The 23,334-nt window shown below is 38.3% G+C and carries 17 protein-coding genes, 5 tRNA genes and 1 pseudogene; 11 read left to right on the plus strand and 12 right to left on the minus strand.

From position 1 onward, the window contains the following. Positions 1-185: 185 nt before the first annotated feature. The 6 genes from D5018_RS09805 to asnS form a co-directional block, all read right to left on the minus strand. Positions 186-261 (minus strand) — tRNA-Asn (locus D5018_RS09805). A gap of 21 nt (positions 262-282) precedes the next feature. Further along, positions 283-358: transfer RNA gene (locus D5018_RS09810), tRNA-Asn, on the minus strand. 22 nt (positions 359-380) lie between these two features. Continuing rightward, positions 381-456 (minus strand) — tRNA-Asn (locus D5018_RS09815). A gap of 23 nt (positions 457-479) precedes the next feature. Continuing rightward, a tRNA-Asn gene (locus D5018_RS09820) sits at positions 480-555 on the minus strand. 31 nt (positions 556-586) lie between these two features. Beyond that, positions 587-662, minus strand: a tRNA-Asn gene (locus D5018_RS09825). Positions 663-959: 297 nt separating this feature from the next. Then, on the minus strand, positions 960-2,360 hold the full coding sequence (gene asnS, locus D5018_RS09830) for an asparagine--tRNA ligase (protein WP_121838830.1): 1,401 nt from the start codon (positions 2,358-2,360) through the stop codon (positions 960-962). Between the two features lie 243 nt (positions 2,361-2,603). Between asnS and D5018_RS09835 the strand changes: the two genes are divergently transcribed. Next, positions 2,604-4,835, plus strand: a complete 2,232-nt coding sequence (locus tag D5018_RS09835) for an ankyrin repeat domain-containing protein (protein WP_121838831.1) — start codon at positions 2,604-2,606, stop codon at positions 4,833-4,835. Between the two features lie 6 nt (positions 4,836-4,841). On the opposite strand, the gene D5018_RS09840 is transcribed toward D5018_RS09835, so the two are convergent. Together D5018_RS09840 and pabB are read right to left on the minus strand one after the other, a co-directional pair. Further along, complete coding sequence (locus tag D5018_RS09840) at positions 4,842-5,441, minus strand: CoA pyrophosphatase (RefSeq protein WP_121838832.1); 600 nt, start codon at positions 5,439-5,441, stop codon at positions 4,842-4,844. Between the two features lies 1 nt (position 5,442). Next, positions 5,443-6,846 carry an aminodeoxychorismate synthase component I gene (gene pabB / locus D5018_RS09845; protein ID WP_121838833.1) on the minus strand — a complete coding sequence of 468 codons (1,404 nt, stop codon included), beginning with the start codon at positions 6,844-6,846 and terminating at the stop codon, positions 5,443-5,445. Between the two features lie 96 nt (positions 6,847-6,942). On the opposite strand from pabB, the gene D5018_RS09850 reads away from it, so the two are divergent. The 3 genes from D5018_RS09850 (at position 6,943) to D5018_RS09860 (ending at position 11,817) form a co-directional block, all read left to right on the plus strand. Beyond that, entirely contained in the window at positions 6,943-8,484 is a 1,542-nt protein-coding gene (locus D5018_RS09850; protein ID WP_121838834.1) for a fumarate hydratase, read from the plus strand. A gap of 124 nt (positions 8,485-8,608) precedes the next feature. Further along, complete coding sequence (locus tag D5018_RS09855) at positions 8,609-10,663, plus strand: S9 family peptidase (protein WP_121838860.1); 2,055 nt, start codon at positions 8,609-8,611, stop codon at positions 10,661-10,663. A 428-nt stretch (positions 10,664-11,091) separates the two neighbouring features. Next, positions 11,092-11,817 (plus strand): hypothetical protein, encoded by a 726-nt coding sequence (locus D5018_RS09860; RefSeq protein WP_121838835.1) that lies wholly within the window; start codon positions 11,092-11,094, stop codon positions 11,815-11,817. Positions 11,818-11,843: 26 nt separating this feature from the next. Here D5018_RS09860 and gluP read toward each other — a convergent pair whose 3' ends face one another. After that, positions 11,844-13,157, minus strand: a complete 1,314-nt coding sequence (gene gluP / locus D5018_RS09865; RefSeq protein WP_121838836.1) for a glucose/galactose MFS transporter — start codon at positions 13,155-13,157, stop codon at positions 11,844-11,846. A gap of 350 nt (positions 13,158-13,507) precedes the next feature. Between gluP and D5018_RS09870 the strand changes: the two genes are divergently transcribed. The 3 genes from D5018_RS09870 (at position 13,508) to D5018_RS09880 (ending at position 15,843) form a co-directional block, all read left to right on the plus strand. Continuing rightward, the gene (locus D5018_RS09870; protein ID WP_207819265.1) at positions 13,508-13,933 is read left to right on the plus strand and encodes a GNAT family N-acetyltransferase; all 426 of its coding nucleotides are present in this window, start codon (positions 13,508-13,510) and stop codon (positions 13,931-13,933) included. A 10-nt stretch (positions 13,934-13,943) separates the two neighbouring features. Further along, positions 13,944-14,408, plus strand: a complete 465-nt coding sequence (locus D5018_RS09875) for a GNAT family N-acetyltransferase (RefSeq protein ID WP_121838837.1) — start codon at positions 13,944-13,946, stop codon at positions 14,406-14,408. A gap of 118 nt (positions 14,409-14,526) precedes the next feature. Next, positions 14,527-15,843, plus strand: a complete 1,317-nt coding sequence (locus tag D5018_RS09880) for a S8 family peptidase (RefSeq protein WP_165905033.1) — start codon at positions 14,527-14,529, stop codon at positions 15,841-15,843. Between the two features lie 72 nt (positions 15,844-15,915). On the opposite strand, the gene D5018_RS09885 is transcribed toward D5018_RS09880, so the two are convergent. From D5018_RS09885 to D5018_RS09895, 3 genes are all read right to left on the minus strand, one after another. Beyond that, positions 15,916-16,290, minus strand: a complete 375-nt coding sequence (locus tag D5018_RS09885) for an oxidoreductase (protein WP_121838839.1) — start codon at positions 16,288-16,290, stop codon at positions 15,916-15,918. 301 nt (positions 16,291-16,591) lie between these two features. Further along, positions 16,592-17,029 (minus strand): hypothetical protein, encoded by a 438-nt coding sequence (locus D5018_RS09890; RefSeq protein ID WP_165905034.1) that lies wholly within the window; start codon positions 17,027-17,029, stop codon positions 16,592-16,594. Then, positions 17,011-17,286: a hypothetical protein gene (locus tag D5018_RS09895; RefSeq protein WP_121838841.1), complete on the minus strand. Its 276-nt coding sequence runs from the start codon at positions 17,284-17,286 to the stop codon at positions 17,011-17,013. The genes D5018_RS09890 and D5018_RS09895 overlap by 19 nt, the downstream gene beginning before the upstream one ends. Positions 17,287-17,333: 47 nt before the next feature. Here D5018_RS09895 and tnpA point away from each other — a divergent pair. The 4 genes and pseudogenes from tnpA (at position 17,334) to D5018_RS09915 (ending at position 23,201) form a co-directional block, all read left to right on the plus strand. After that, positions 17,334-17,787, plus strand: a pseudogene (tnpA, locus tag D5018_RS09900) (IS200/IS605 family transposase). A 157-nt stretch (positions 17,788-17,944) separates the two neighbouring features. Continuing rightward, positions 17,945-18,631 (plus strand): response regulator transcription factor, encoded by a 687-nt coding sequence (locus tag D5018_RS09905; protein ID WP_121838843.1) that lies wholly within the window; start codon positions 17,945-17,947, stop codon positions 18,629-18,631. Further along, positions 18,624-20,030 (plus strand): HAMP domain-containing sensor histidine kinase, encoded by a 1,407-nt coding sequence (locus D5018_RS09910; protein ID WP_121838844.1) that lies wholly within the window; start codon positions 18,624-18,626, stop codon positions 20,028-20,030. Before D5018_RS09905 ends, D5018_RS09910 begins: the two co-directional genes overlap by 8 nt. 330 nt (positions 20,031-20,360) lie before the next feature. Next, positions 20,361-23,201 (plus strand): TonB-dependent receptor domain-containing protein, encoded by a 2,841-nt coding sequence (locus tag D5018_RS09915; RefSeq protein WP_121838845.1) that lies wholly within the window; start codon positions 20,361-20,363, stop codon positions 23,199-23,201. Positions 23,202-23,334: the final 133 nt, after the last annotated feature.

The following is a 23,334-nucleotide window of genomic DNA, read 5'->3' on the forward strand; positions in this document are numbered from 1 at the left end:
GCCTTAGTTTGAGTTGCTTTTAAACTTCCGTTTATGACTGCAACCTTACTCATATTAAAATTTTTCTTAGAAACTAAATCTAATTGCATTTACACATGCTTGTTTACTAAGACAATTAATATGATTTGTACGCTATTTTAAACATTTTTATAGAAAAAGAAATGATAGATTTACTTTTTAAATGATGGCTCCCCAGACTGGACTCGAACCAGTGACATACGGATTAACAGTCCGCCGTTCTACCAACTGAACTACAGGGGAGTAGAAGAAATGTATTAAATTTGGCTCCCCAGACTGGACTCGAACCAGTGACATACGGATTAACAGTCCGCCGTTCTACCAACTGAACTACAGGGGAATCGAAATTTAATTTTTAAATGTGGCTCCCCAGACTGGACTCGAACCAGTGACATACGGATTAACAGTCCGCCGTTCTACCAACTGAACTACAGGGGAATTGTACATTTAATTTTGAATGTTGGCTCCCCAGACTGGACTCGAACCAGTGACATACGGATTAACAGTCCGCCGTTCTACCAACTGAACTACAGGGGAACATTCAAAATTTGTTTCAAGGTGAAGAAGTTGGCTCCCCAGACTGGACTCGAACCAGTGACATACGGATTAACAGTCCGCCGTTCTACCAACTGAACTACAGGGGATTGGTTTTCTTCTTCTCGTTGAAGACGGGACGCATAGTAAAGCGGTCTTATAAATGAGTCAACTCGACTTTTAAAAAAAAGTGTAATTATGCTGTTAAGTGGTCATCTAGTGTTCACAATGTTGGTTTTCTAGATAGATAACGATAATTTCTTAAACAAGTCGTTAGAGAATTAATATTATACCAATTACTGTAATTGGGAACGCCCCCTAATCTTTTAACTTTTTGATGTTTCTGAGTATGTTCAGTAATAAAAAAGGCCATCAAATGATGGCCTTTAAAATTTGCAAGCGATCCATTAGAAGTTTGCGCTTCTTGGCGCACGAGGGAATGGAATAACGTCTCGGATGTTAGAAACGCCTGTTACATAAGAAACTAGACGCTCAAAACCTAGGCCAAAACCTGAGTGAGGTACTGTGCCATAACGGCGCAAATCCCGGTACCACCAGTAATCTTCTTTTTCTAAGCCCATTTCTTCTAGGCGCATGTCTAGAACTTCTAGGCGTTCTTCACGCTGAGCACCACCAATGATTTCACCAATACCTGGAGCTAAAACGTCCATAGCTGCAACAGTTTTACCATCGTCATTCAAGCGCATATAGAAGGCTTTGATGTCTTTAGGATAGTTTTTAACAACTACAGGTGCTTTGAAGTGTTCTTCAGCAAGAAAACGCTCATGCTCAGAACTCATGTCTATACCCCATTCGACATCGAATTCGAACTTCTTACCACAGTTTTTAAGAATTTGGATAGCATCAGTGTAATCCACTTGAGCAAAGTCAGAGCTTACAAATGCTTCTAAACGTTCAATAGCGGTTTTCTCAACACGTTGAGCAAAAAATTCCAAATCTTCACGGCATTCGGTAAGCGCTGCATTAAATGCATACTTCAACATGTCTTCAGCAAGACCTGCTACGTCATCTAGATCGGCAAAAGCAACTTCTGGTTCTACCATCCAAAACTCTGCTAAATGACGAGAAGTATTTGAGTTCTCTGCGCGGAAAGTTGGGCCAAAGGTATAAACTTTCGATAAAGCGCAAGCATAAGTCTCGGCGTTTAATTGACCTGATACTGTTAAGAATGCTTCTTTGCCGAAAAAGTCTTTGTCGTAATCCACTTCGCCTTTATCAGTCATTGGCAAGTTTTGCATATCTAAAGTTGATACGCGAAACATTTCCCCCGCGCCTTCACAGTCAGAAGCTGTGATGAGTGGGGTCGATGCCCATAAGAAACCACGCTCATGGTAGAAACGGTGAATTGCTTGAGATAGACAGTTACGAACACGCATTACTGCACCGATAATGTTGGTGCGAGGCCGTAAATGTGCGAGTTCACGTAAATGCTCGATTGAATGGCGCTTAGCTGCCATAGGATAAGTGTCTGGATCGTCCACCCAGCCAACAACTTTAACTTCAGTAACTTGAAGCTCGAAAGTTTGACCTTTACCTTGAGACTCAACAACTTCACCCGTCATTTCAACTGAACAACCAGCAGTAAGTTTCAAAATTTCGTCTTGGTAATTATTTAAATTGTTGGGTACGACGCCTTGAATAGGATTGAAGCAAGAGCCATCGTAAACGGCTAAGAAAGAGATACCAGCTTTGGAATCTCGACGAGTTCTAACCCAGCCACGAACTGTGACTTGTGAACCCACTGAATGCTCTCCATTAAATACAGAGACGACGGTTGCAATACTCATTGTTGCTTGTTTCTCCAACAAAAGGGGTAATTATTCATAAGAAGGTGACTATATTACCGTTATGCGGACTTTTCTCAAGGAGTTTGACAACGAGAGTTAGATTATTTGTCTGTATGCAATTAGCTTTGTACTTCAGTGGTATATCGGGTGAAGTAAAAACTACAAAATAAAGGATATTAAGCTTAAGCTAATTGTCAGCTTGTTAAATATACTCTGAAAGCCTGTTTTACTGTTGGAGTCAATATGGCGGCTAAATGTCAGAGCGTTTCTATTCCATTTAATATAGATGAAATGCAGTTTAATGGCGCAAATACAACAAAATTATTGACTGAAATTGCAAAGTCACAACAAGAGCAATTGCTGTGCTTAAGTGTTTCTCTCAAAGGAAAATGTGCTGAACTTGTCTATGAATTAACTCCAAAATTTAATGGAGAAGGTTTTGATGTTTTTCACCATAAAAGCAGAAGCACTTTAACTATTAAAAATGGATTATTGAGCAAAGTTAAGTTAAAAATCGAATCCAGCTTTAATGGTCATTCTGGTATTTATACTGCAATCGATCATGGTGATTTAAATGAAGTAACGAACCAATTAAGTCAAGGTTGTAATTTGAGCATTCAACACAAGGTTCACGGAACGGCATTTCAATTTGCTTTAAGAAAAGGTCACTTTGCGATAGCAACAGAAATTCAACGCTATGTAATGTTTTCATGTCAAGATCTTTTCGTTGCTATAGAGTCTGATTGTATTCACTTGATAACTCAATGGTTATTATCACAAAAGATTGATCAAAAATTACTTTTTGATGCTATTAAATATGCAATCACCCATCATAGAGACTTTACTGCGATGAAGTGCTTTCATGCGTTAACCAATGCTAAAGATGTTGAATTACTCAATGCGTTAATGCTTCATTCTGTTAAAGTCGATAACGTATTTTGGGTTTATCGGCTTGCTTCAAAAGGCGCTGACGTTAATCAATCGTATGATTTTGCTTCGAATGTCCTCACATATTCTATTGTATTGGGAAATACAGAAACAGCCCTAGCGCTAGTGGACTTAGGGGCAGATATTCATACAAGAACACTTTTGGGGGATACGCCTTTATTGCTTGCTGCTGAAAATGGCGAAATTAGCCTTTGTGCGTCGCTACTCACAAAGGGAGCAAATGTCAATAACAGAGACATCAATGGCAATACACCACTGCATTTTGCAGTGCAAAATTCAAATCATCAATTGCTTGAGCTGTTTTTGGAATTCTCGCCAGAAATTCTTGTAAATAATGATGGAAACTCTGCATTACAGCTTGCTATACAAAGCAAAGACATTTTTAGTATGGAGCAACTGCTAAATTATGGATTAAGCAATGAAAAAGCTTTTTACACAACATGGCTATTGGTGGTGGCTACTCAATATATTTCTTCTGAACCCAACAGTACATTTGCTCAGTTTTATTATTGTGCACGTAGTGTTTTTGACGATGATTTTAAAAATACAAAAATCAGTGTTGATGTATATCCCAAGCTGAGGTTGCAATTAAGGCTTTTAAAAAATAACGATACGTCAAGTATTCATGACTTGCTTTACGAAGAAGATACACAAATTAAGATAGAGGAATTATTGATAAAGCTGGTTAATGAAGGGGATAAACGGCACGCCCTAATTGAGCGGTTAATAGAACATTGGGGGATTTCAGATCAAAATGATTTCAAGTCTATTGAGCTGATGTCTGACGCGCTCAGAGGTAATAGTTATAGAGTTTTTTATCTATTGTTTAATAAATATAAGCCACAGTTTGAAGGCGATAGGATTATTAGCATCAGAAGGAAGGAGGCTGAAGAAAGCTTACAATGCCGATTGGCTGATAAAGGTAATGGTTCACGAATTTATAGAATGATAAAAGAGAGTGTTGGGAATTATTGCTCGTTTCTTAGTAACTCTTTGATGTTTTTAACTGCATGTAAGCAAAGTAACTGTGATTTAGCCATGCATTTAATTAGGGAAAAATTAGATCTCACAATTACGGATGAGTTAGAAGCAACACCTTTGCTCTATGCTTGTCAAAACGGTCTCGAGCCCGTCGTTGTTTTCTTACTTAACACTAAGGAACTCGATTTCTATAAGTTGAATATTCACAAGCAATCTCCACTGCATTGGGCCTCTATTTCGGGACATATTTCAATCATATATGTACTCTTAAAAAAGAAATTTGACGTGACACGGCAAGATGGATTGGGTTTTACACCGTTACATTATGCTATTCAACAAGGACAAAATGGGGCCGCTCATATTCTTATTGACCATTTGTGTGAACGAAACCAACTAAAGGAACTCTTGAATCCAGATGATTGTCATGGCGGCTTAATTAAATTTTGTGAAAATCATAATTCACTAGAGCTTAAGCAATATCTGGAAAAGTTGAATAGTAGCTGGAAAGTCCAACTTACAAGTGCTGTTGATGAAACAATGCTTTAAAGATTTTCAAATTACGTTTAATCCAACCTTTTGTTGAAGTGTGTGTATGATTGAAGCCGTTACACCCCAAATGAGTCTTTGTTGGGCATTTATCATTAAAACTTCAATCTCAATATTACGCCGCTTAACCTTAATGCTTTGCTGGTTACTTGGATGTGATAATTGGGTAAGTGGTACGGTGAAGTGATCAGCAACTTCATTTGAATCTATTGTTAAATTTTCAAGGTTATCGAGCACCCCGACAATAGGCGTTATTTGAAACTGAGTGTAAGTATGTTGAATAGGCAGTTGTCCTAAAACTTTAATTCTGTCAGGAATTACTCCCAATTCTTCGTGCAATTCTCGCAATGCTGTATCTTCAAGCGTTGTATCACCTTCGGCTACCTTTCCTCCGGGAAAGCAAATTTGACCTGGGTGGTGTTTCAAATATAAAGGTCGTTGTGTCAACAAGACTTCTAATTGGTTATTGATTTCAACTATTGGAATTAAAACAGCTGAGTCACGATACTCTATGGTTGATGCAACTTGTCTAGGCACACAGAAACGATCTGCATTTTGAGGTTGTGGGCTTAAATTAAATCGTTCCTTAAACTGTGCCAAGTCCATATTAATCTTCCAATGTTGGTAATATCTTGCTTACTTTATCAAAGGTTTCTTGATATTCCGCATCTACTTGGGAGTCAGCAACGATACCGCCACCAGCCCAGCAATAAACTTTATTATTTTCGGTTAACAAGGTTCTAATCGTAATACTAGTATCCATTTTCCCGTCTTGGCTTATATAGCCAATTGAGCCGCAATAGATACTTCGACGGCTAGGCTCTAGCTCTTCGATGATTTCCATCGCTCGTATTTTTGGGGCGCCAGTAATTGAACCTCCCGGAAACGTTGCTTCAAGCAAATCTGTTGCTTCAAACCTTTGATCAAGTTCTGCTGTAACCGTGCTTACTAGATGGTGAACCGCTGGGAAACTCTCGATATCAAATAACTTTGGAACACGTACTGTCCCTGGGCTGGCGACTTTGCCTAAATCATTTCGAAGTAAGTCGGTTATCATTAGGTTTTCTGCACGGTCTTTTTTTGATAGTTGTAATTGATTAGCCAATTGAGCATCAATAATTGTATTCTTGCTTCTTGGCAAAGTGCCTTTAATGGGTTTGGTTTGGATATGACGATTGTTTAACTGAATGAATCTTTCAGGTGATATCGAAATAATTGAATGGTGTTCAAGTTTTATAAAAGCGGAGAAAGGCGCTTTATTGCTCTGCCTAAGCTTTTGGTAAGCTTGCCATTCATCTCCTTTGTAACTAGAGCAAAACCGTTGGGTTAAATTAATTTGATAGCAATCACCACTCAGTAAATACTCATGCACACGATTAAATTTTTCTTGGTATTGATGTTTTTCAATTTGAGTATGCCAATGCTCTGTTAGCATGAAGGGCTCATTTACCTCTACTTTTGAGGCTATTTTATCGAGTACTGAAAGCTTTACTTGTTCTAGTGCTTGTTCACCTAAGTAATGTAATAAGAACCAAGATTGCTGTTGATAATCGAAAATCAAACTCCAATCATAAAATCCCACACACATTTCTGGCAAAGATAAATCATCATTGGCTATGGTCGGTAAGTGTTCTACTCGACGGCCTAAGTCATAACTGAAACTTCCCAGTATTCCGCCATTAAAAGGAAATTCACTACTTAATTGTTTGGGATAAAGATGATTAAGGTAGTACTTCAATAGAGAGAATGGGTTTTCGCCTGATATATTGTTGGATAAATCAATACAGCGCTCTGAATCGTAAATTGAAAACTGGCTTTGTTCTTCTTGTGTAGTCAGAGTTGCAATGGGATCGAAACTAATGATGTCATACCGAGCATCAGAGTGTTGTGCATCTGCCGAGTCTAATAGAATTGCCCAAGGTTTATCGGCAAAATGAGAAAAGACTTCAGTTGTAGTTAATTTGATGTCAAGTTTGCAAATAGCTAGGCTATCTGACTTCCGTGAAACCATTTAATGACCTTATTTATAATGCTTTTATGGCTCAATCAATCGTAAGATAGTATCATAAAATAAAATCATAAATAATAAACGATTAGGTGTGTGAACATGACTTCTACCTCTCACGGTTCGGAACCGACAATCATTAAACAAGCCGATTTCATTGAAAGTATTGCCGATTCATTGCAATACATCTCATATTACCATCCTAAGGACTTTGTAGATGCAATGGCTGAAGCCTATGAGCGTGAACAAAGCCCTGCAGCAAAAGATGCAATCGCTCAAATTTTGATTAATTCTCGTATGTCAGCCGAAGGCAAGCGTCCACTTTGTCAAGATACGGGTATCGTAACCACCTTTGTGAAGGTTGGTATGGACGTACGTTGGGACAAATCAGACATGACGGTACAGGAAATGGTAGACGAAGGTGTCCGTCGTGCTTATACCAACCCAGATAACCCATTACGTGCTTCGATCGTTGCCGATCCTGCTGGTGCTCGCAAAAATACTCGTGATAACACGCCTTCAGTGGTTCACATGGAAATCGTTAAAGGTAACCATGTAGAAGTAGCCATTGCAGCTAAAGGTGGCGGTAGCGAAAACAAAACTAAGATGATCATGCTTAATCCATCTGACGACGTGGCAGCATGGGTTGAGAAAACACTACCAACAATGGGGGCAGGTTGGTGCCCACCAGGTATGTTAGGCATAGGTATTGGTGGCACAGCTGAAAAAGCAGCGGTTATGGCAAAAGAAGCGTTAATGGAAAGTGTAGACATCCACGAGCTTAAAGCCAAAGGTGCTGAAAATGCAGAAGAGGAGTTGCGTTTAGACATTTTTGACCGTGCAAATAACCTAGGTATTGGCGCGCAAGGTTTGGGTGGTTTAACGACTGTTCTTGATGTAAAAATCAAAACAGCTCCTACTCACGCCGCTTCAAAGCCTGTAGTAATGATCCCTAATTGCGCTGCAACTCGCCATGTTCACTTCCACTTAGATGGCACAGGTCCTGCTGATTTAGTTACACCAAAATTAGAAGATTGGCCTGAAATTACCCGTGAACAAGGTGAAAACGTTAAGCGCGTTAATCTTGATACCGTAACGCAGGAAGAAGTTGAGTCATGGAAGAGTGGTGATACTCTGCTACTTAACGGCAAAATGCTAACAGGTCGTGATGCGGCTCATAAACGCATTCAAACTATGATTGAATCTGGTGAAGGTTTGCCAGAAGGTGTCGATTTAAAAGGTAAGTTCATATACTACGTTGGCCCTGTAGATCCTGTAGGTAATGAAGTTGTAGGTCCTGCAGGTCCAACAACCGCGACTCGTATGGATAAGTTTACTGATCTAATGCTAGAGAAAACGGGCATTATGGGCATGATAGGTAAAGCTGAGCGTGGTCCTGCTACAGTTGAATCTATCAAAAAGCATAAGTCTGTTTACCTAATGGCAGTTGGTGGTGCAGCTTACCTTGTGGCAAAAGCAATTAAGAAATCACGAGTCGTAGCTTTTGAAGATCTTGGAATGGAAGCGATTTACGAGTTTGATGTTCAAGATATGCCAGTGACTGTTGCTGTTGACTCAGAAGGTGTAAACGCTCACGAAACGGGCCCAGCGATTTGGAAAGTAAATATCGCTAATGCTAAATAATATAGTTCGCGTCACTCCTGCGCAGGCAGGAGTCTAGTGTCTTATTTAGCAAGGCACTGGATGCCTGCCTTCGCAGGCATGACATTTGAAAAAATACATTCAAACAATCAACGAAGAAAACGTCATGATTAAGACTACTCTCACCAGTGCAGCAATTGCACTTGCGCTAAGTGCTTCAGCGTTTGCTGATACAGCAGCTAAGCCGTTCACAGTTCAAGATCTCGTAAACCTTAATAAGTTACACAGCTATGCTATTTCGTCAGACGGTAATACGTTAGTTTATGGTGTGTCAAAGAAAGATGAAAAAGGTAATAAATCCTCAGATCTTTATCTATTAGATCTCACTAAAGCTAATGCAAAACCTCGGCAAATAACCAGCGCTAAAAGTACCGAGCATAATGTTCAATTTGCTAAAGATAATAAATCTATCTATTTCTTGGCAGCAAGAAACGGTTCAAGCCAGCTTTATAATTTGTCATTAACTGGCGGTGAAGCACTTCAGGTGTCGAACCTAGCTCTAGACGTAGATGATTACAAATTATCAGACAATAGCAAACAAGTGGCTTTGAGCATTCGTGTATTTCCAAAGTGCGACACTTTAGCTTGTTCAAAAGAAAAATTCGAAAAGGTCAAAAACAGTAAGCAAACCGGCCGAAGCTATGATCAACTTATGGTTCGGCATTGGGATACTTGGTTTGATCATGCCCGTAACCACTTATTTGTAGCCAGTATTGAAGGTAATAAATTAAGTAAGCCTATAGATGTAACAAAAGGTTTAGATACAGAAACGCCACCTAAGCCATTTTCTGGGATGGAAGAAGTAAGTTTCACGCCAGATGGAAAGTATCTTGTATATAGCGCAAAAGCGCCGAGTAAGGATCAAGCTTGGACGACAAACTATGACTTGTGGAAAGTACCTGTAACGGGTGGCGAAACAGTAAATTTGACCAAAGAAAACAAAGCTTGGGATGCTCAGCCTACATTCTCAAGTGATGGTCGTTACATGGCTTATTTAGCAATGAAGCGCCCAGGGTTTGAAGCAGACCGCTACGCTATCATGCTAACTGACACCGTAACAGGTCAAACTAAAGAAGTCGCTCCGCTTTGGGATCGTAGCCCAAGTTCAATACAATTCGGTGACAATAACCAGACATTATACGCAACAGCTCAAGATGTTGGCCAAGTGAGTATCTTTGAAATCAATACTCAGTTTGGTGATGTTCGAAAAGTTTATGGCTCAGGTTATAACAGCCTAATTGGTATCCATAATGGAAAAGCGTATTTTTCTCATACAAGTTTAAGCCAGCCAAGAGATATCTGGAGTGTTAACCTTGATGGTGATCAATTAACTCAGTTAACTCATTTAAACCAACAAAAATTGAAGAAAATTAAGTTTGGTGAATATCAGCAGTTTAAATTTAAAGGTTGGAGTGATGAGGAAGTTCATGGCTACTGGATCAAACCTGCTAACTATAAAGAAGGTGAAAAATACCCAGTAGCATTTCTAGTACATGGTGGCCCTCAAGGTTCTTTTGGAAACGGTTTCAGCGGTCGCTGGAATGCCCAACTATGGGCAGGTGCTGGTTACGGTGTCGTAATGGTGGATTTCCACGGTTCAACGGGCTATGGTCAAAAATTTACGGACTCTATCACTAAAGATTGGGGTGGTAAGCCACTGGTTGACTTGAAGAAAGGTCTAAAAGCAGTGGGGCAGCAACAGCCTTGGTTGGATGTAAACAATGCTTGTGCGTTGGGTGGTTCATACGGCGGATACATGATGAACTGGATTGAAGGCAAATGGAGCGATGGTTTCAAATGTCTTGTAAACCACGCTGGTTTGTTTGATATGCGTTCAATGTACTATGTTACTGAAGAGTTGTGGTTCCCTGAGCATGAGTTTGGTGGTCAATACAAAGAAAACAAAGAGCTGTACGAGAAGTTTAACCCAGCGAATTACGTTGAAAACTGGAAAACTCCAATGTTAGTGATTCACGGTGAAAAAGATTTCCGTGTTCCTTATGGCCAAGGCTTAGCGGCGTTTTCATACTTACAGCGCAATAATATTCCGTCGGAATTATTAATCTTTCCAGACGAGAACCATTGGATCTTAAACCCTAATAACTTAGAGCAATGGTACGCTCATGTATTAGGTTGGTTAGATCGCTGGGCTCAAAAATAAATAAAGTAATATCATATTAGGGGTTGTTGATCTTTGTTTAATAATTCAGCTGCGCAATAAATCGCCTTAATCAAGGCGAAAATAGTGCTGTTTAGTCATCTAAATTAACTATTTTCAACACAGAGTAAGGCGATTTAGGCTCAGCCCAAAGGGCAAGGGTTATTTTTAACGCTATCTGGATTGTCACTGCGCTCATTTAGAATAACTAAACAACGCTTGTTTCGCTTTGCTATCGTTAAAAATAATCATTGCTGAAAATATCAACAAAGATCAACAGCCCTTAATGTAAGGCTCCCAAGGGAGCCTTTTTTATGTAAGAAAATATCTATTGCCGTTGTAATATATGTTCTCGAATTCATGAACTGATCAGCTTAAAGAAAGGTTAAGAAACTATAATTAGATATATCAATATTTTATATGAGTTTATAGTGATAGTTTTTAGCCGCCCAATACCTGTACGTAATGTTAACTTGTCAGCCTTTAAACCGGCTAAAGCAAGTAAAAAAGGCAAAACTAAATTTAATAGCTTCGATTACAAAGTAGAAGAAATAAACCCTGAATCTGGTATTGGTAAATACATGGAGCCTTTGGATAGTTCACGTACGTTATTAAGACGCTTAGCTATGTGGATAAGAAGCTCTACTAAATACTTCTATCGTCGCATCACTGAAGAGATGGCATTAGATATTGCCACAAAAGTTCTCAATCAATGTGATACCCCTAATGACTCAATGCTTCTTAGTTTCAACGATGGTGAGTACTCTGCCATCTTAGTGCGAACCAGAGTAGGGTATAACTTTATTTCTTATGCAAAACGAAACAAGTTAAAGCAATCTCAATTAAAGCGCCGAAAATTCTCAGCTGATGGTCACATATATGCTGATGATTCGATTTACCTTAAAAATCAGCTGCTAAAATATATCGATTATTTTGAAAATAAGGCCAATTGGATTACTTTGCTAAGGTGGCAAGCCTTACAAAATGGAGAAGAATTTGATGAAGAAGCGGTTAATCATTCTTTACAATTGGATGGAATCAATGCTTGTGATCTAGCTATGCTATTTATAAAAGTTGGATTGGGTCACAAAATACAAGAGACTGAGAAAATTCGACGACGATTCTTTTATGTGCCCTTAGACTTCCACAAAATTTAATCCTGAAAGATCAACACGCCCTAATTTCACATAACTGTACGGTTATTTCGAATATTAAGAAAAGCATAGTAAGCGATTAATAAGTAGCCCGGAAACAGAATGGCATAAGCGTAATGAGGTGAAATTACATTGCCGAGTAGTCCATACAAATATGGGAGTATTGCTCCACCTGAAATAGCCATAATCAACATTGCTGAGCCAGTATTAACGTATTTACCCAAGCCCCGCAGTGCTAGAGGCCAAATTGCTGGCCAAACAAGTGCATTCGCTAGTCCTAATATTCCGACCATTAGAATCACATCAGGTACAGGATGAAGAAATCCCAGTTTTAATAACAAAGGTGCGAAAAAATGTGTGTGCGTCGGTATGATAAGAATAAATAAAGTTACGATAAGCCCAAATACACCAGAGCAAAATAATGCCATCTCTTGGCTAAGTATTTTAGGGATAAAGACCATTCCAATGATATAGCCAATAACCATAAAAAACATGGTGAACGCTGTAAATTCTGTGTAATTCGCAAGACCAAGTTGTTTACCAAATAAACCTATAGTGTCTCCGGCAATAACTTCAGCACCAACATAGAAGAATAAGGTCACAACACCCAAGGTTAACTGTGGGTATTTCAACGCTTTTTTCCATTCGACTTTTTCCTTGGTAGTTTGACTGTCAGTTTCAACTTCAGGTAAGGGGGAAATTGAAATTGAAAGTGCTAAAGCGAACAATATAGCCGCCATTGCTGAGTATAAATCAATTAGTTTTGATGAAAGAGTGTTCAATTCAGCAAGTTTTTCGGCAAGCGGAATAGAATTGAAATGCTCTGTACTAATTGAGCTGACACCACTGAAAACAATAGTTGTAAACAAGATCGGAGCGAGTATGCCAGCCCCTTTATTCAACAATCCCATCAAACTGATTCTTACCGCAGCAGATTTTTCAGAACCAATTAATACAATATATGGGTTAGAAGCTGTTTGTAATAGAGTCAGTCCTGTGCCCATTACAAATAAAGCAAAAAGGAATAAAGAGTAAGTTCTTGTGTGAGCAGCTGGAATGAACAGAACAGAGCCGATAGCCATAATTAACAGCCCAAGTGACATGCCACGCTTATAACCAGTTTTGTTTAAAACAGAAGAAACTGGAATGGCGGTTATGGTATAGGCAATATAAAACGTAACTGTCACCAAATAAGCTTGCGGAGCCGTCAATTGGCATACTGACTGTAATAGAGGAATTAATGCGCCATTTAACCAAGTTACAAAGCCAAAAATAAAAAATAATCCAGCAATGATCCCAATCGAAACTAGGTTTGAATTTCTATCAATACTTTTATTATTCATGCACTTCAAACATTTAAGGGCGATGAGTCGATGCTACTATAAGAAGTAATACTAATGTGATTTATGAAGTTTAATTTACTTTTAGTCAACCTTCAGTTAATGCTGGCATTGCAACAATCTCCCTGAACATTACTGATTATGTTTATGACTGCCATAAGGCGCTTGATGAGAAAATCAATAGAGATGGGTTTCTAGTCGTTTCTGCCTTAATACCTAGAAAATTAAAACAACTGTACGGTACTTCTTTTAGGTGATAAAAAGGTTAACAAAAAGAAGAATCAGTCAATTAAACTTAGTAGCTACTACAAACAATCTTTACGTGAGTAATTAACAATTAAGGATAATATCAATTGAAATCAGGCTATCGGATAAGCACAGATAAATCTGATATGGACATTTATGTAATACATAAATTTATTACAAATTCATATTGGGCAAAAAACATTCCTATACAAACAATAAAAAAAGCCATTGAAAACTCTTTATGCTTTGGAGTATTCACAGCAGAAAATGACCAAATTGGTTTTGCAAGAGTTGTTAGTGATTATGCTACTTTTGCTTATTTAGCCGATGTTTTTATTTTGAAAGAACATCGAGGAAAAGGGATAAGTAAATGGCTTATTGAAGGCGTTTTAGAACACCCTGAATTGCAAGGTTTAAGACGTGTTTCATTAGCAACTCAAGATGCTCATGGTCTGTATAAACAGTTTGGGTTTACGCCATTAGAACTACCTGAACGATTTATGGAACTGCATAAGCCGAATCTTTATCAATAGGGAAATTATCATGCAAGTAGCTTATTTAGCCGATCATCCAGACGAGGTAAAAACGATTGCTCAGTGGTATTTTGATGAGTGGGGTAATGGTGGAAAATCCTTTACTTATGAATTTATCTATGAATTAGGCTTAAGTCGAGTTATTAACAAAGGAGTACTGCCTTTTTCATTTATCATACTTGATGAAGGGGCTATAGTGGGGGTTGCAGAATTAAAATACCGAGAAAACAAAAATCATCCAGAATATGAACATTGGGTTGGAGGTGTTTATGTGGAAAAAAGTCATCGTGGTAAAGGGTATTCAAACGTTTTGATTTCTAAAGCGAAGCAATTTGCAAAAGAGCTAGGAATAAAAAAGCTCTATCTTCAATGCGACGCTCACAAGATTTCGCTATATGAAAAGTATGGATTTGCAGCACTTCATGAAACAGAGCATCATGGTGATATAACAACCGTTATGATCTGGGAGCATTGAAAACTCAAATACTAATATCTATCTATATTATAACCAACTGTTCTTGTGCATATCATTTTTAGTGCGGATTCTATGGTGCCCAAAAATTCTTTTAATTATGGTTACAGGAGCAGTGAGCATGCATTACAAAGCTTTCTCTAAAATTTTCTTAGCCATTGGATTGGCTCCTTTTTTTGCACATGCAATCAATACAACGCAGGATATAACGCAAAAGTCAACGAATGGTCATTATATTGTTGTTTTAAAATCTCCAGCACATAGTATAGGAATGACCACTGAGGAACTTGAAAATATGAATACACAGTTGGTCGATAGTCAAGCAATGCTAGCTGTGAATCAAATTGGGGTAAAAGTAGGGAGTAAATTCCATCGAATATTAGATGGGTTTGTTGTTGAAGCAAACAAGCAGCAAGTAGCAGCTTTAGCTAAGCAACCAAATGTCGCCTATGTTGAGCCCGATTATCAAGTATCTATTTCCCCCATTGAAAACCTATCACCTTTTAGTTCAAAAAAAGTGCAAACCAAACATGTTGACTGGGGCTTAGCCCGAATTGATCAACATAAACTTTCAGATGCAGATGGTACTTACACTTATTTATACGATGGTTCGGGTATCACTGCTTATGTGGTTGATACAGGCGTAAACTACACGCATCAAGAGTTTGGTGGCCGAGCTTCGGTGTATATTAAAAAAGGAAATGAGTATGAAAAGAACCCAGCTAAGGAAGTGGGGGACTGTAATGGTCATGGTACCCATGTATCAGGCACGATAGGCGGTGAGACAACGGGAGTGGCTAAAAACGTCAATATTGTTGGTGTTAGGGTATTAAGTTGTAGTGGTAGAGGTTCAGATAGTGATGTTATTGCTGGATTAGAAGAAGTTGGTCAATTAGTTCAGCAGTCAGGCCAGCCAAGTGTTGTAAATATGAGCTTAGGCGGCCCTCAAATCAGTAAATCATTAGAACAAGCATTAGATAAACTTGTCGATTCTGGTATCCCTGTCGTTGTAGCAGCAGGTAATAAAGTTAGTGCCTCTGATGTATTAGATTCATGTAAAGATTCTCCTGCACACGATTCGAATGCGATAACTGTTAGTGCAACCGATGAAAAAGATAAGCGAGCCAATTATTCATATTATGGAAAGTGCACGAATATTTTTGCACCGGGTTCAAATATCATTTCAGCTTGGAATGGCAGTGATCATGCATATGCAAAAGCTAGTGGTACCTCTATGGCCTCTCCACACGTTGCGGGTGTAGCGGCACTGTATTTGCAAGAAAATCCTAAATTATCACCAACGCAGTTGAAAAACGAGTTAATGACTCGTTCGACAGAGGGAGTCATTAATATGAATCTGGGGTGGTTCCCAGGTAGGAAAAATAAAGCGAGAGCAAAAGAAACACCAAATAATTTAGTGTATTCATTACCAAACTAATTCTTATAAAGTTTAAAACAGCCTGCAATAGGATAATCTATCTCGGGCTGTTTATTTCAACGCACTTGTAACTTAATAGGTTTCATCACTGCCTTTCATTTCGACCAAAGCACCTTTGGCCAAAGAAATCATCAATGCAGATAAACGCTCATGCATTATAACAGTATGTGTATTATTGGTTTCAGACATGTATTGTCTTAGCTGATTTCTTACTTCGCAAACACCAGTAACATCAATGATAATATCAATTGCTTCACCCAGCTTGAGAATGTCGTTGATTTTGGTTGTGGTTGGAATCTTATGTGTTTTAGCTAGTTCGATACCAGGAGCATCGGTCTTTAAGTCTGCAATAGCAACAATATAGACAAATTCTGCTGCAACCAGTTGTTGCAATAATTCTGTAGCCGCTTGTCCTGCACCAATGATTCCGATAGAAAATCCTTTCATTTTTTAATCCAATTTAGAGAGTTAAATACTGAGAAGGAGTCTAATCAAATATTAAAAATACATTTTGATCTTACTCAATGAATCTGATTTGTTTTAAATACTTAGCCAGTATCTTTGTCATATCTCTTTATTTTTTATGTGGAATTGAGAATTTTGTTGATGCGTTGGAGGTATTTTGTATGAGCACTCTACGGTCAAAGTTCCGACTAACGATTACCACCTCAATTAGGGGAGGTTTAAATTTGACAATAAAAAAGCTTCAATAGTTTATTGAAGCTTTCTAGTTAATACTGATGAACTGCTAAGGTTTACCATGTCCTGATTTTAAGGTTATTTCATAACTGAAGGGTTGTGAGTTGTCTTGCTTGCGCTTATCAATGAATTTTAACTGCATTTTCATTGTAGCTGCAGGCTTGATGACACCGCCTTCAAGATAAACTCTAAGATAAGGAAACTCTCCCTCTTGAGTTTTACCGCTAGCATTGGCTAATTCAACATCAGCAGGCAAGCCCTTAATAATGGCAAGTAAATGGTTATCAATGAAGTAGTTACTGGTATTTTTTACAATCCAAGTGTCATCCTGCATACCGTTGTTTCGGCTACGAGTATCTAAGGCTAGCTCAGCTTTATCGGTGACATCTAAAAACTCCATCCCAACATCTCGCCTCGTTAGTGGGTCGTTGTTGTTTTGAGCCATTCCACTGATAACAAAGCCATCCTTTACACCTGCAGCGGCCAAAATGGATAGTGGACTGAATATTTCGTATCTCGTTCATTCAACTGGAAAGTATCGGTTGTTGATTCAGGGTCATAGTTTACAAAGGTATCATCGTATAAACCATTCTCAATAAAATCGGTCAGGTCATTGATATCTTGCTCGCTTAACCCAAGCCCTCGCTCACTGCCTTCTCCACGAGGGTGGGTAAAGCGTGTGCTAAGTGTATCGGCATTACCTGTAATTTTATCTTGTGGCAGTCCTGAGTTGAAATACTCCACAACTTGTTTAATCTCTGAGGGTTTAATTCCCCGCCGCTTGCGGCGTAATATGGAACAATGAGCAGTATATTCACAAGAGTCACAACGTAACTATTTTGCTATATCACTTAGTTTTTCCAGCCAAATACAGAAGAGCAGTATTTGACGATACAGTAGATAAGGAAATCAAGATTATATGTCTTGATATAGAAAGTCGTTATCAAATCAAGTTCTTAGAAATAGGGACAGATAAGGTTCATGTTCATTTTCTTGTTCAGTCAGTACCAACGTATTCGGTTACGAAGTTGGTCACGATGATAAAAAGCTTAACAGCGAGAGAAGTATTCAGTCGTTGTCTTTCAGTCAAAAAAGAACTGTGGGGCGGCGAGTTTTGGACAGATGGCTACTTCGCCAGCACAGTAGGAAAGGATGGGGATGAGGAAGTGATTGCAAATTATGTCAAGAATCAGGGAAACGAATATAAAAAAACTTCACAGTGATTATCAGTTAGAAATATTCTAGATTGATACCCCGATGCTTGCGGCGGGGTTGTTCATTAAGCTTTTCATAAGGTTTATGTGGTAATAACTAGGTTTGTATAGTTAGAAAATAGCCAGTTTGTAAGGCTGTTTTTTATATCTCCCATATGTTACAAATATGTTTATAAATATGGAGGTTGATGTATATGCGTATTTTGTTAGTTGAAGACGATATAAATTTAGCTGATGTAAATCGTCGTTTGTTGGTGAGAGAAGGTTATGTAGTTGATGTTGCGCCTTCAGTTGCTATTGCTAAAGCTGCTGTGGTTGATATTAAATATGACATCATTTTATTAGATCGAATGTTGCCAGATGGTGATGGGTTAGAATTAATCAAATTTTCAGAGAAAAAAAACATCCCCAATCGCTTTCTCGTACTTAGCGCACTCAATGATGTAGATGAACGTATACAAGGTTTGGATATTGGAGCAGATGATTACATCCCCAAACCCTTCGAACCCGAAGAACTACTGGCGAGGATCCGCGCAGCACTAAGACACGGGCTTGAAGAAATAAAAAAAGAAATTAAGTGTGGGCAACTTATTTTCGATTGTGTAGGTAGGAGTTTTCAAATAAATGGAGATGCATTTGTTTTACCTCGTCGAGAATTAATTGTTCTTGAAACTCTAATACAACGTGTAGGTCGCGTAACCACAAGAGAAACAATAGAGTCTGAAATGTATGGCTACGATGATGAAATATTATCAAATTCTTTAGAGTCGCATATTTCTAAATTACGAAAAAACCTTAAAGAACATAATATTGATGCTTCAATTCACACAGTTAGAGGAGTGGGGTATATCTTAAAAGAGACGACCAATGCTTAACTATTTCACTTTTTCTTTTCGCTCAATGCTGGGGCAAATGTTGTCTTTAACATTGATTTTTTTAGTTGTTGTTCTTGTTGCTATCGTTGTCATTCCGATTTTAAAAATGCAAAAAGACATTGATCCTATAAAACAAACTGTTCAGTACTCTTTAGATGATATTCGAACTTTTGTATTCGCACCCAAAGGGCAAGAAACAGCTCAAAACATCAAGGATTCAGAACGAATTAAGATAGTCAGAGCCTATAACCCTGACTTTCAGTATTACGTTAAAGTTAATGATGATGTCTACAGTTCCACTGAAACAAGTGAAGCTCTTTGGGCTAAGATGTTTGATTTGCCAAATGTCACTCAAATGGAAAGAAAACTCGCTGATATCGAAGATTGTGCCAACGTCAGTTTAAGGATGTATAAAAAAACGGCAAAAGGGTTGGGTTATGTTTTTTCCAGTCTCTGTGGAAGCAAAGAAATTTACTATGAAGTTTCTGGTATTGCTAACCCCGTGCCTCAATTTCAAGGCTGGCTAACTAGTGATTTGCAAAGTTGGCTTTGGCGAAACAGTAAAACGTATGTTTACCTAACTTTAGGTGTAATGGTCATTGCATTTCTTGTCGTATTTATTACAACAAAATCCATTCGACGTGTAGCTAAAGTCGCACAATCTTTTGATCCAGATTCAATTGATCATACGCTTCCAGAAAGTGGACTTCCTAATGAGGTTTTACCATTGATCCAAGCTATCAATCAGATGATTAATAAAATTGATGATTCAAAGGAACAGCAGAATTTCTTTTTATCTACTGCTGCACATGAGATGCGAACGCCTCTAGCTATTTTGAGAACAAGAATTGAAGAGCTATCTTCTGGTGAAGTTAAAGAACAGCTTAAACAAGATATATATCGTTTAACCAAACTCGTGAACGATTTACTCAAATTAATGAGAATTAAAACACCAGAGCAATTTAGCAAGCATATAGAGATTGTGGAGATTATTAAAACAGTAATTGCTGAACGAGCACCGAATGCACTTATGAATGAAGTAGAGCTTTCATTTTATAGTGAGATAAATAGTTTTGAAATATTGGGTGACAAAGGGCTGTTTGAAGTTGCCATAGCGAATCTTATTGATAATGCGGTGTCGTTTTCTCCAAAGGGGGCTGAAGTTTCAATAAGTATTGATTCAAAAGGTACTATTACCGTTATTGATCAAGGGCAGGGGATTAGCCCCAAAGTTATGCCGAGGTTGTTCGAACCATTTGCTAAAGCACCACCAAACCGAGACGGACATGGTTTGGGTTTAGCGATTGTTAAAGCGATTATTAATCTTCATCGGGGGGAAATAAATGCTTATAACTTCCCATCTTCAGGAGCTAAATTTTCAATAACATTTAAAGAATAGGAGGCCAATTAAAGACGCCAGCCGAAGGGCTGAGTTTTTTGTGTTTAAACTGCGTTGCCATATGCGTATTTAATAACGAAGTAACGACAATTGTGTATGACGATAGTAACTACACTTCACATTTATCGGCTTAATGTAAACATTTTGTAAAACTATAAGGTTTAGGTAAGGTTGTCGTAAGGTTGGTTTAAGAATATGGATATCGGTAACTGGTATTCATACAATCAACATCGTTTTGTGGTAGGTGCTTGATATTAAATAATAACGACAATACGTTGTTCCTTTCGGGAGAGGAAGTGAGAACAATGGTTTAGCTCAGGAGCCTTATCTATGAATAAGCACTGCCTTACGCACAAAAGTTTACTTTCATTAGCAATTCTGTCTTCTTTATCTGTTCCAGCCTTTGCTGATGAAGATAAAAAAGAAAACAAAAAAGAAGAAATTGAATCTTTCGAAGTTACCGGATCACGTTTGAAAATGGGAGACCCATCAGTAAGGGTTGAATCTATAGGGATTGGAGAAATTAGAGCAAGAGGTTTAGTTTCTGCAGAAGATATCGTTCGTACAATACCTCAAAACTTATCCAGTATTAACTCCGCAACAAACCTAGACATAGATGGTGCACTAGATACTAACTTAGGTTCGTTAGGATCAGGCACTGCTACGGCAAACTTACGCGGTTTAGGTTCTGACTATACACTTGTATTATTAAACGGCCGACGCATGGCTGGCACAGCAGGTCAACAAGGTTTCTTTGCAAATCTTAAAACAATTCCTGCAGATGCTATTGAGCGAGTAGATATTTTACTTGATGGCGGTTCGGCAGTGTATGGCTCAGATGCTGTAGCTGGCGTAATCAATATCATTACCCGTAAAGATTTTACTGGTGGTAATATTGTTGCCCAGCGTGACTCTGCAAGTAATGGTGGTGGCTTTTCTAAAATCAGTGGTTCTTATGGTATCAATTGGGACTCCGGTAATTTTTCAGCTAACATAGGTTACAGTGAAAGTACGCCAATTAGCACACGAAAAGCGGGCTTTGTTACTAGAGACCATAGCGCAAAATTTGGCGGGAATACTGATTATGATTACAGAAATGAATTTTTTCTTTCTCGTCCATCACTCATTGTCGTTCCAGCTGGGGCTGATCCACGATTTTTCCGTTTTCCTCCATATGATTTTATTGTACCTGAAGGTAACGGTGTTGGTTTAAAACCTGAAGATTTAAAAGCACCGACTCAAAATGATTGGGGCGACGATATTTTTGTAGATGCTAGCGGTAAGACTGCCGATACATCATTAATGCTAAATTTCAGTCAGGACATTACTAATGATCTAACGGTTGAAACAATTGTTACAGCTACCCGTTCAAGAACTTCCACCCTCGCTGCCCCACAAACTGGAGGCCTGTTCTTTGTACCTGCAAGCAATGCTTTTAGCCCTTACCATAATTTACCCAAGGATGAACAGCGTGATGTGTGGGTAAATTATGACCCTGTATTTGAGCGTGAAAATGGTTTAATCGGCGGTGGTTTTCAAAATAATACTAGTACCTTACTGCAATTTGATTTAGGGGTAGATTATGCGTTGAATGACAGTCATACTCTCAATTTTGAATACACATATTCTGAATCAACAAGAGATACAACTCAGTTGGAATATGGTCAACGAACGGAAAGGCACCCTAGATATCGAAATGTTGCTCAAGAAGAAAAAATTAAAGAGTTATTAGCTTCAAGTGATCCTAATGTCGCTATTAATCTATTTGGTGACGGAACAAAGCAAAACCCTGGAGTTAAGGAATTATTGATTCCTATCAGCCGAGGGGATCAAGTTTCGACTAACGAAAGTGTAAACCTTTATTTGTCGGGTGATATTTTCGAACTACCTGCAGGTAGTATTAGATATGCATTGGGGACTCAATACCGTGTTGAGGGTTTAACAGGAAATGATAAAGAGGGTATCTTTGAGCGAAATGGGGTTGAAAAGCCTGAAAGAAAGCTACAGGCGTATTATGCTGAAGCCAATATTCCTCTGATTGCAGAAGCAAATAACGTTCCTTTCGTTGAAAACCTAACTCTCACACTGCAAGCGCGATATGACAAATATAAAATTTTGGGTGGTAAAGGCAGAGAGACTGAAACCATCGTCAACGACAAAGGAGAAGAAGTAGTCGTAGATAAATTGGATGCTGATGGAAGAATTATCCCGATACTAACGACTTCTACTTTCAGTAATTTGAGTCCTCGCTTTGGTTTAGCTTGGGATCTAAATAAAGAACTCAAGATTACTGCGGGTTGGCAAGAGTCTTTTAAAGCGCCGGTATTTAGTGACTTATTTACCACTAACAATCATAAACGAACGATGTCAAACTTTGTTTTTGATCCTTTAGCTGAAGGGTTTCCATTTGTTCCAGCCTACACATTAAGCGGCCCAAATTTAAATCTAAAGCCTGAAACTGCAAAAACTAAAAGTTTAGGTTTGATTTATGAGCCTGCTTGGAGTGAAGGAACAAGGTTCAAGGTAAGTTATTCAGATATTCGGTTACGAGATCGGATTAGTGGAAGTTTTGAACTTGGTCAGTTATTACCTAAAGAGGTGTATGGAAATATGAAAGAGTTTTTCATTCGTGATGAGAATGGAAAATTACTTGAGAGTATTTCTCGTCCGATTAATATCTCTGAAAGAAGATCTGAAACTCTTGATATAGAAATAAATTCGTCATTTGAAACCAGTTTTGGTGCATTCACGCCACGTATATATTATACAAGAGTCTTAAATCTACATGATCGTGCAATTCCTGAGTCTGAACCTAAGTCTTTTGTCGGTTTCTTTAGAGGAATTGACAAGTATAAAGTAATTACAAGTATGGGGTGGAATTATAATAGCTGGGCAGGCGAGGTGATTGCTAAATACACACCTAGTTATATCAATGATTCGGATGATTTGCGTGAAAAAGATTTACCTTTGATGAAAGTTGATTCTTACACTACGGTTGACCTGAACTTAAAGTATGACTTCGGTAATGGCTTAGCTGTACGAGTTGGTGGAAGAAATATTTTTGATGCGGATTTCCCATTTGCCATCAATGGCTTTGGTAAACCCTATGATGCTAAACGTGTGGACTTAAAAGGTCGAGTTGTTTACGGTGAAGTATCTTATAGTTTTTAAAAATTAGTTTTCCCTGGGCAAAGCACTGCAATTGACATTTAAATTGCTGTGCTTTTTTTACAGCCTAATTTCACCAAATGTAAAAAATTATTTTAGATAAGGTTGCGGTAATGTATATTCCGCTTAATTAGGA

It is taken from the genome of Parashewanella curva (genome assembly GCF_003675895.1).
Taxonomy (GTDB): domain Bacteria; phylum Pseudomonadota; class Gammaproteobacteria; order Enterobacterales; family Shewanellaceae; genus Parashewanella; species Parashewanella curva.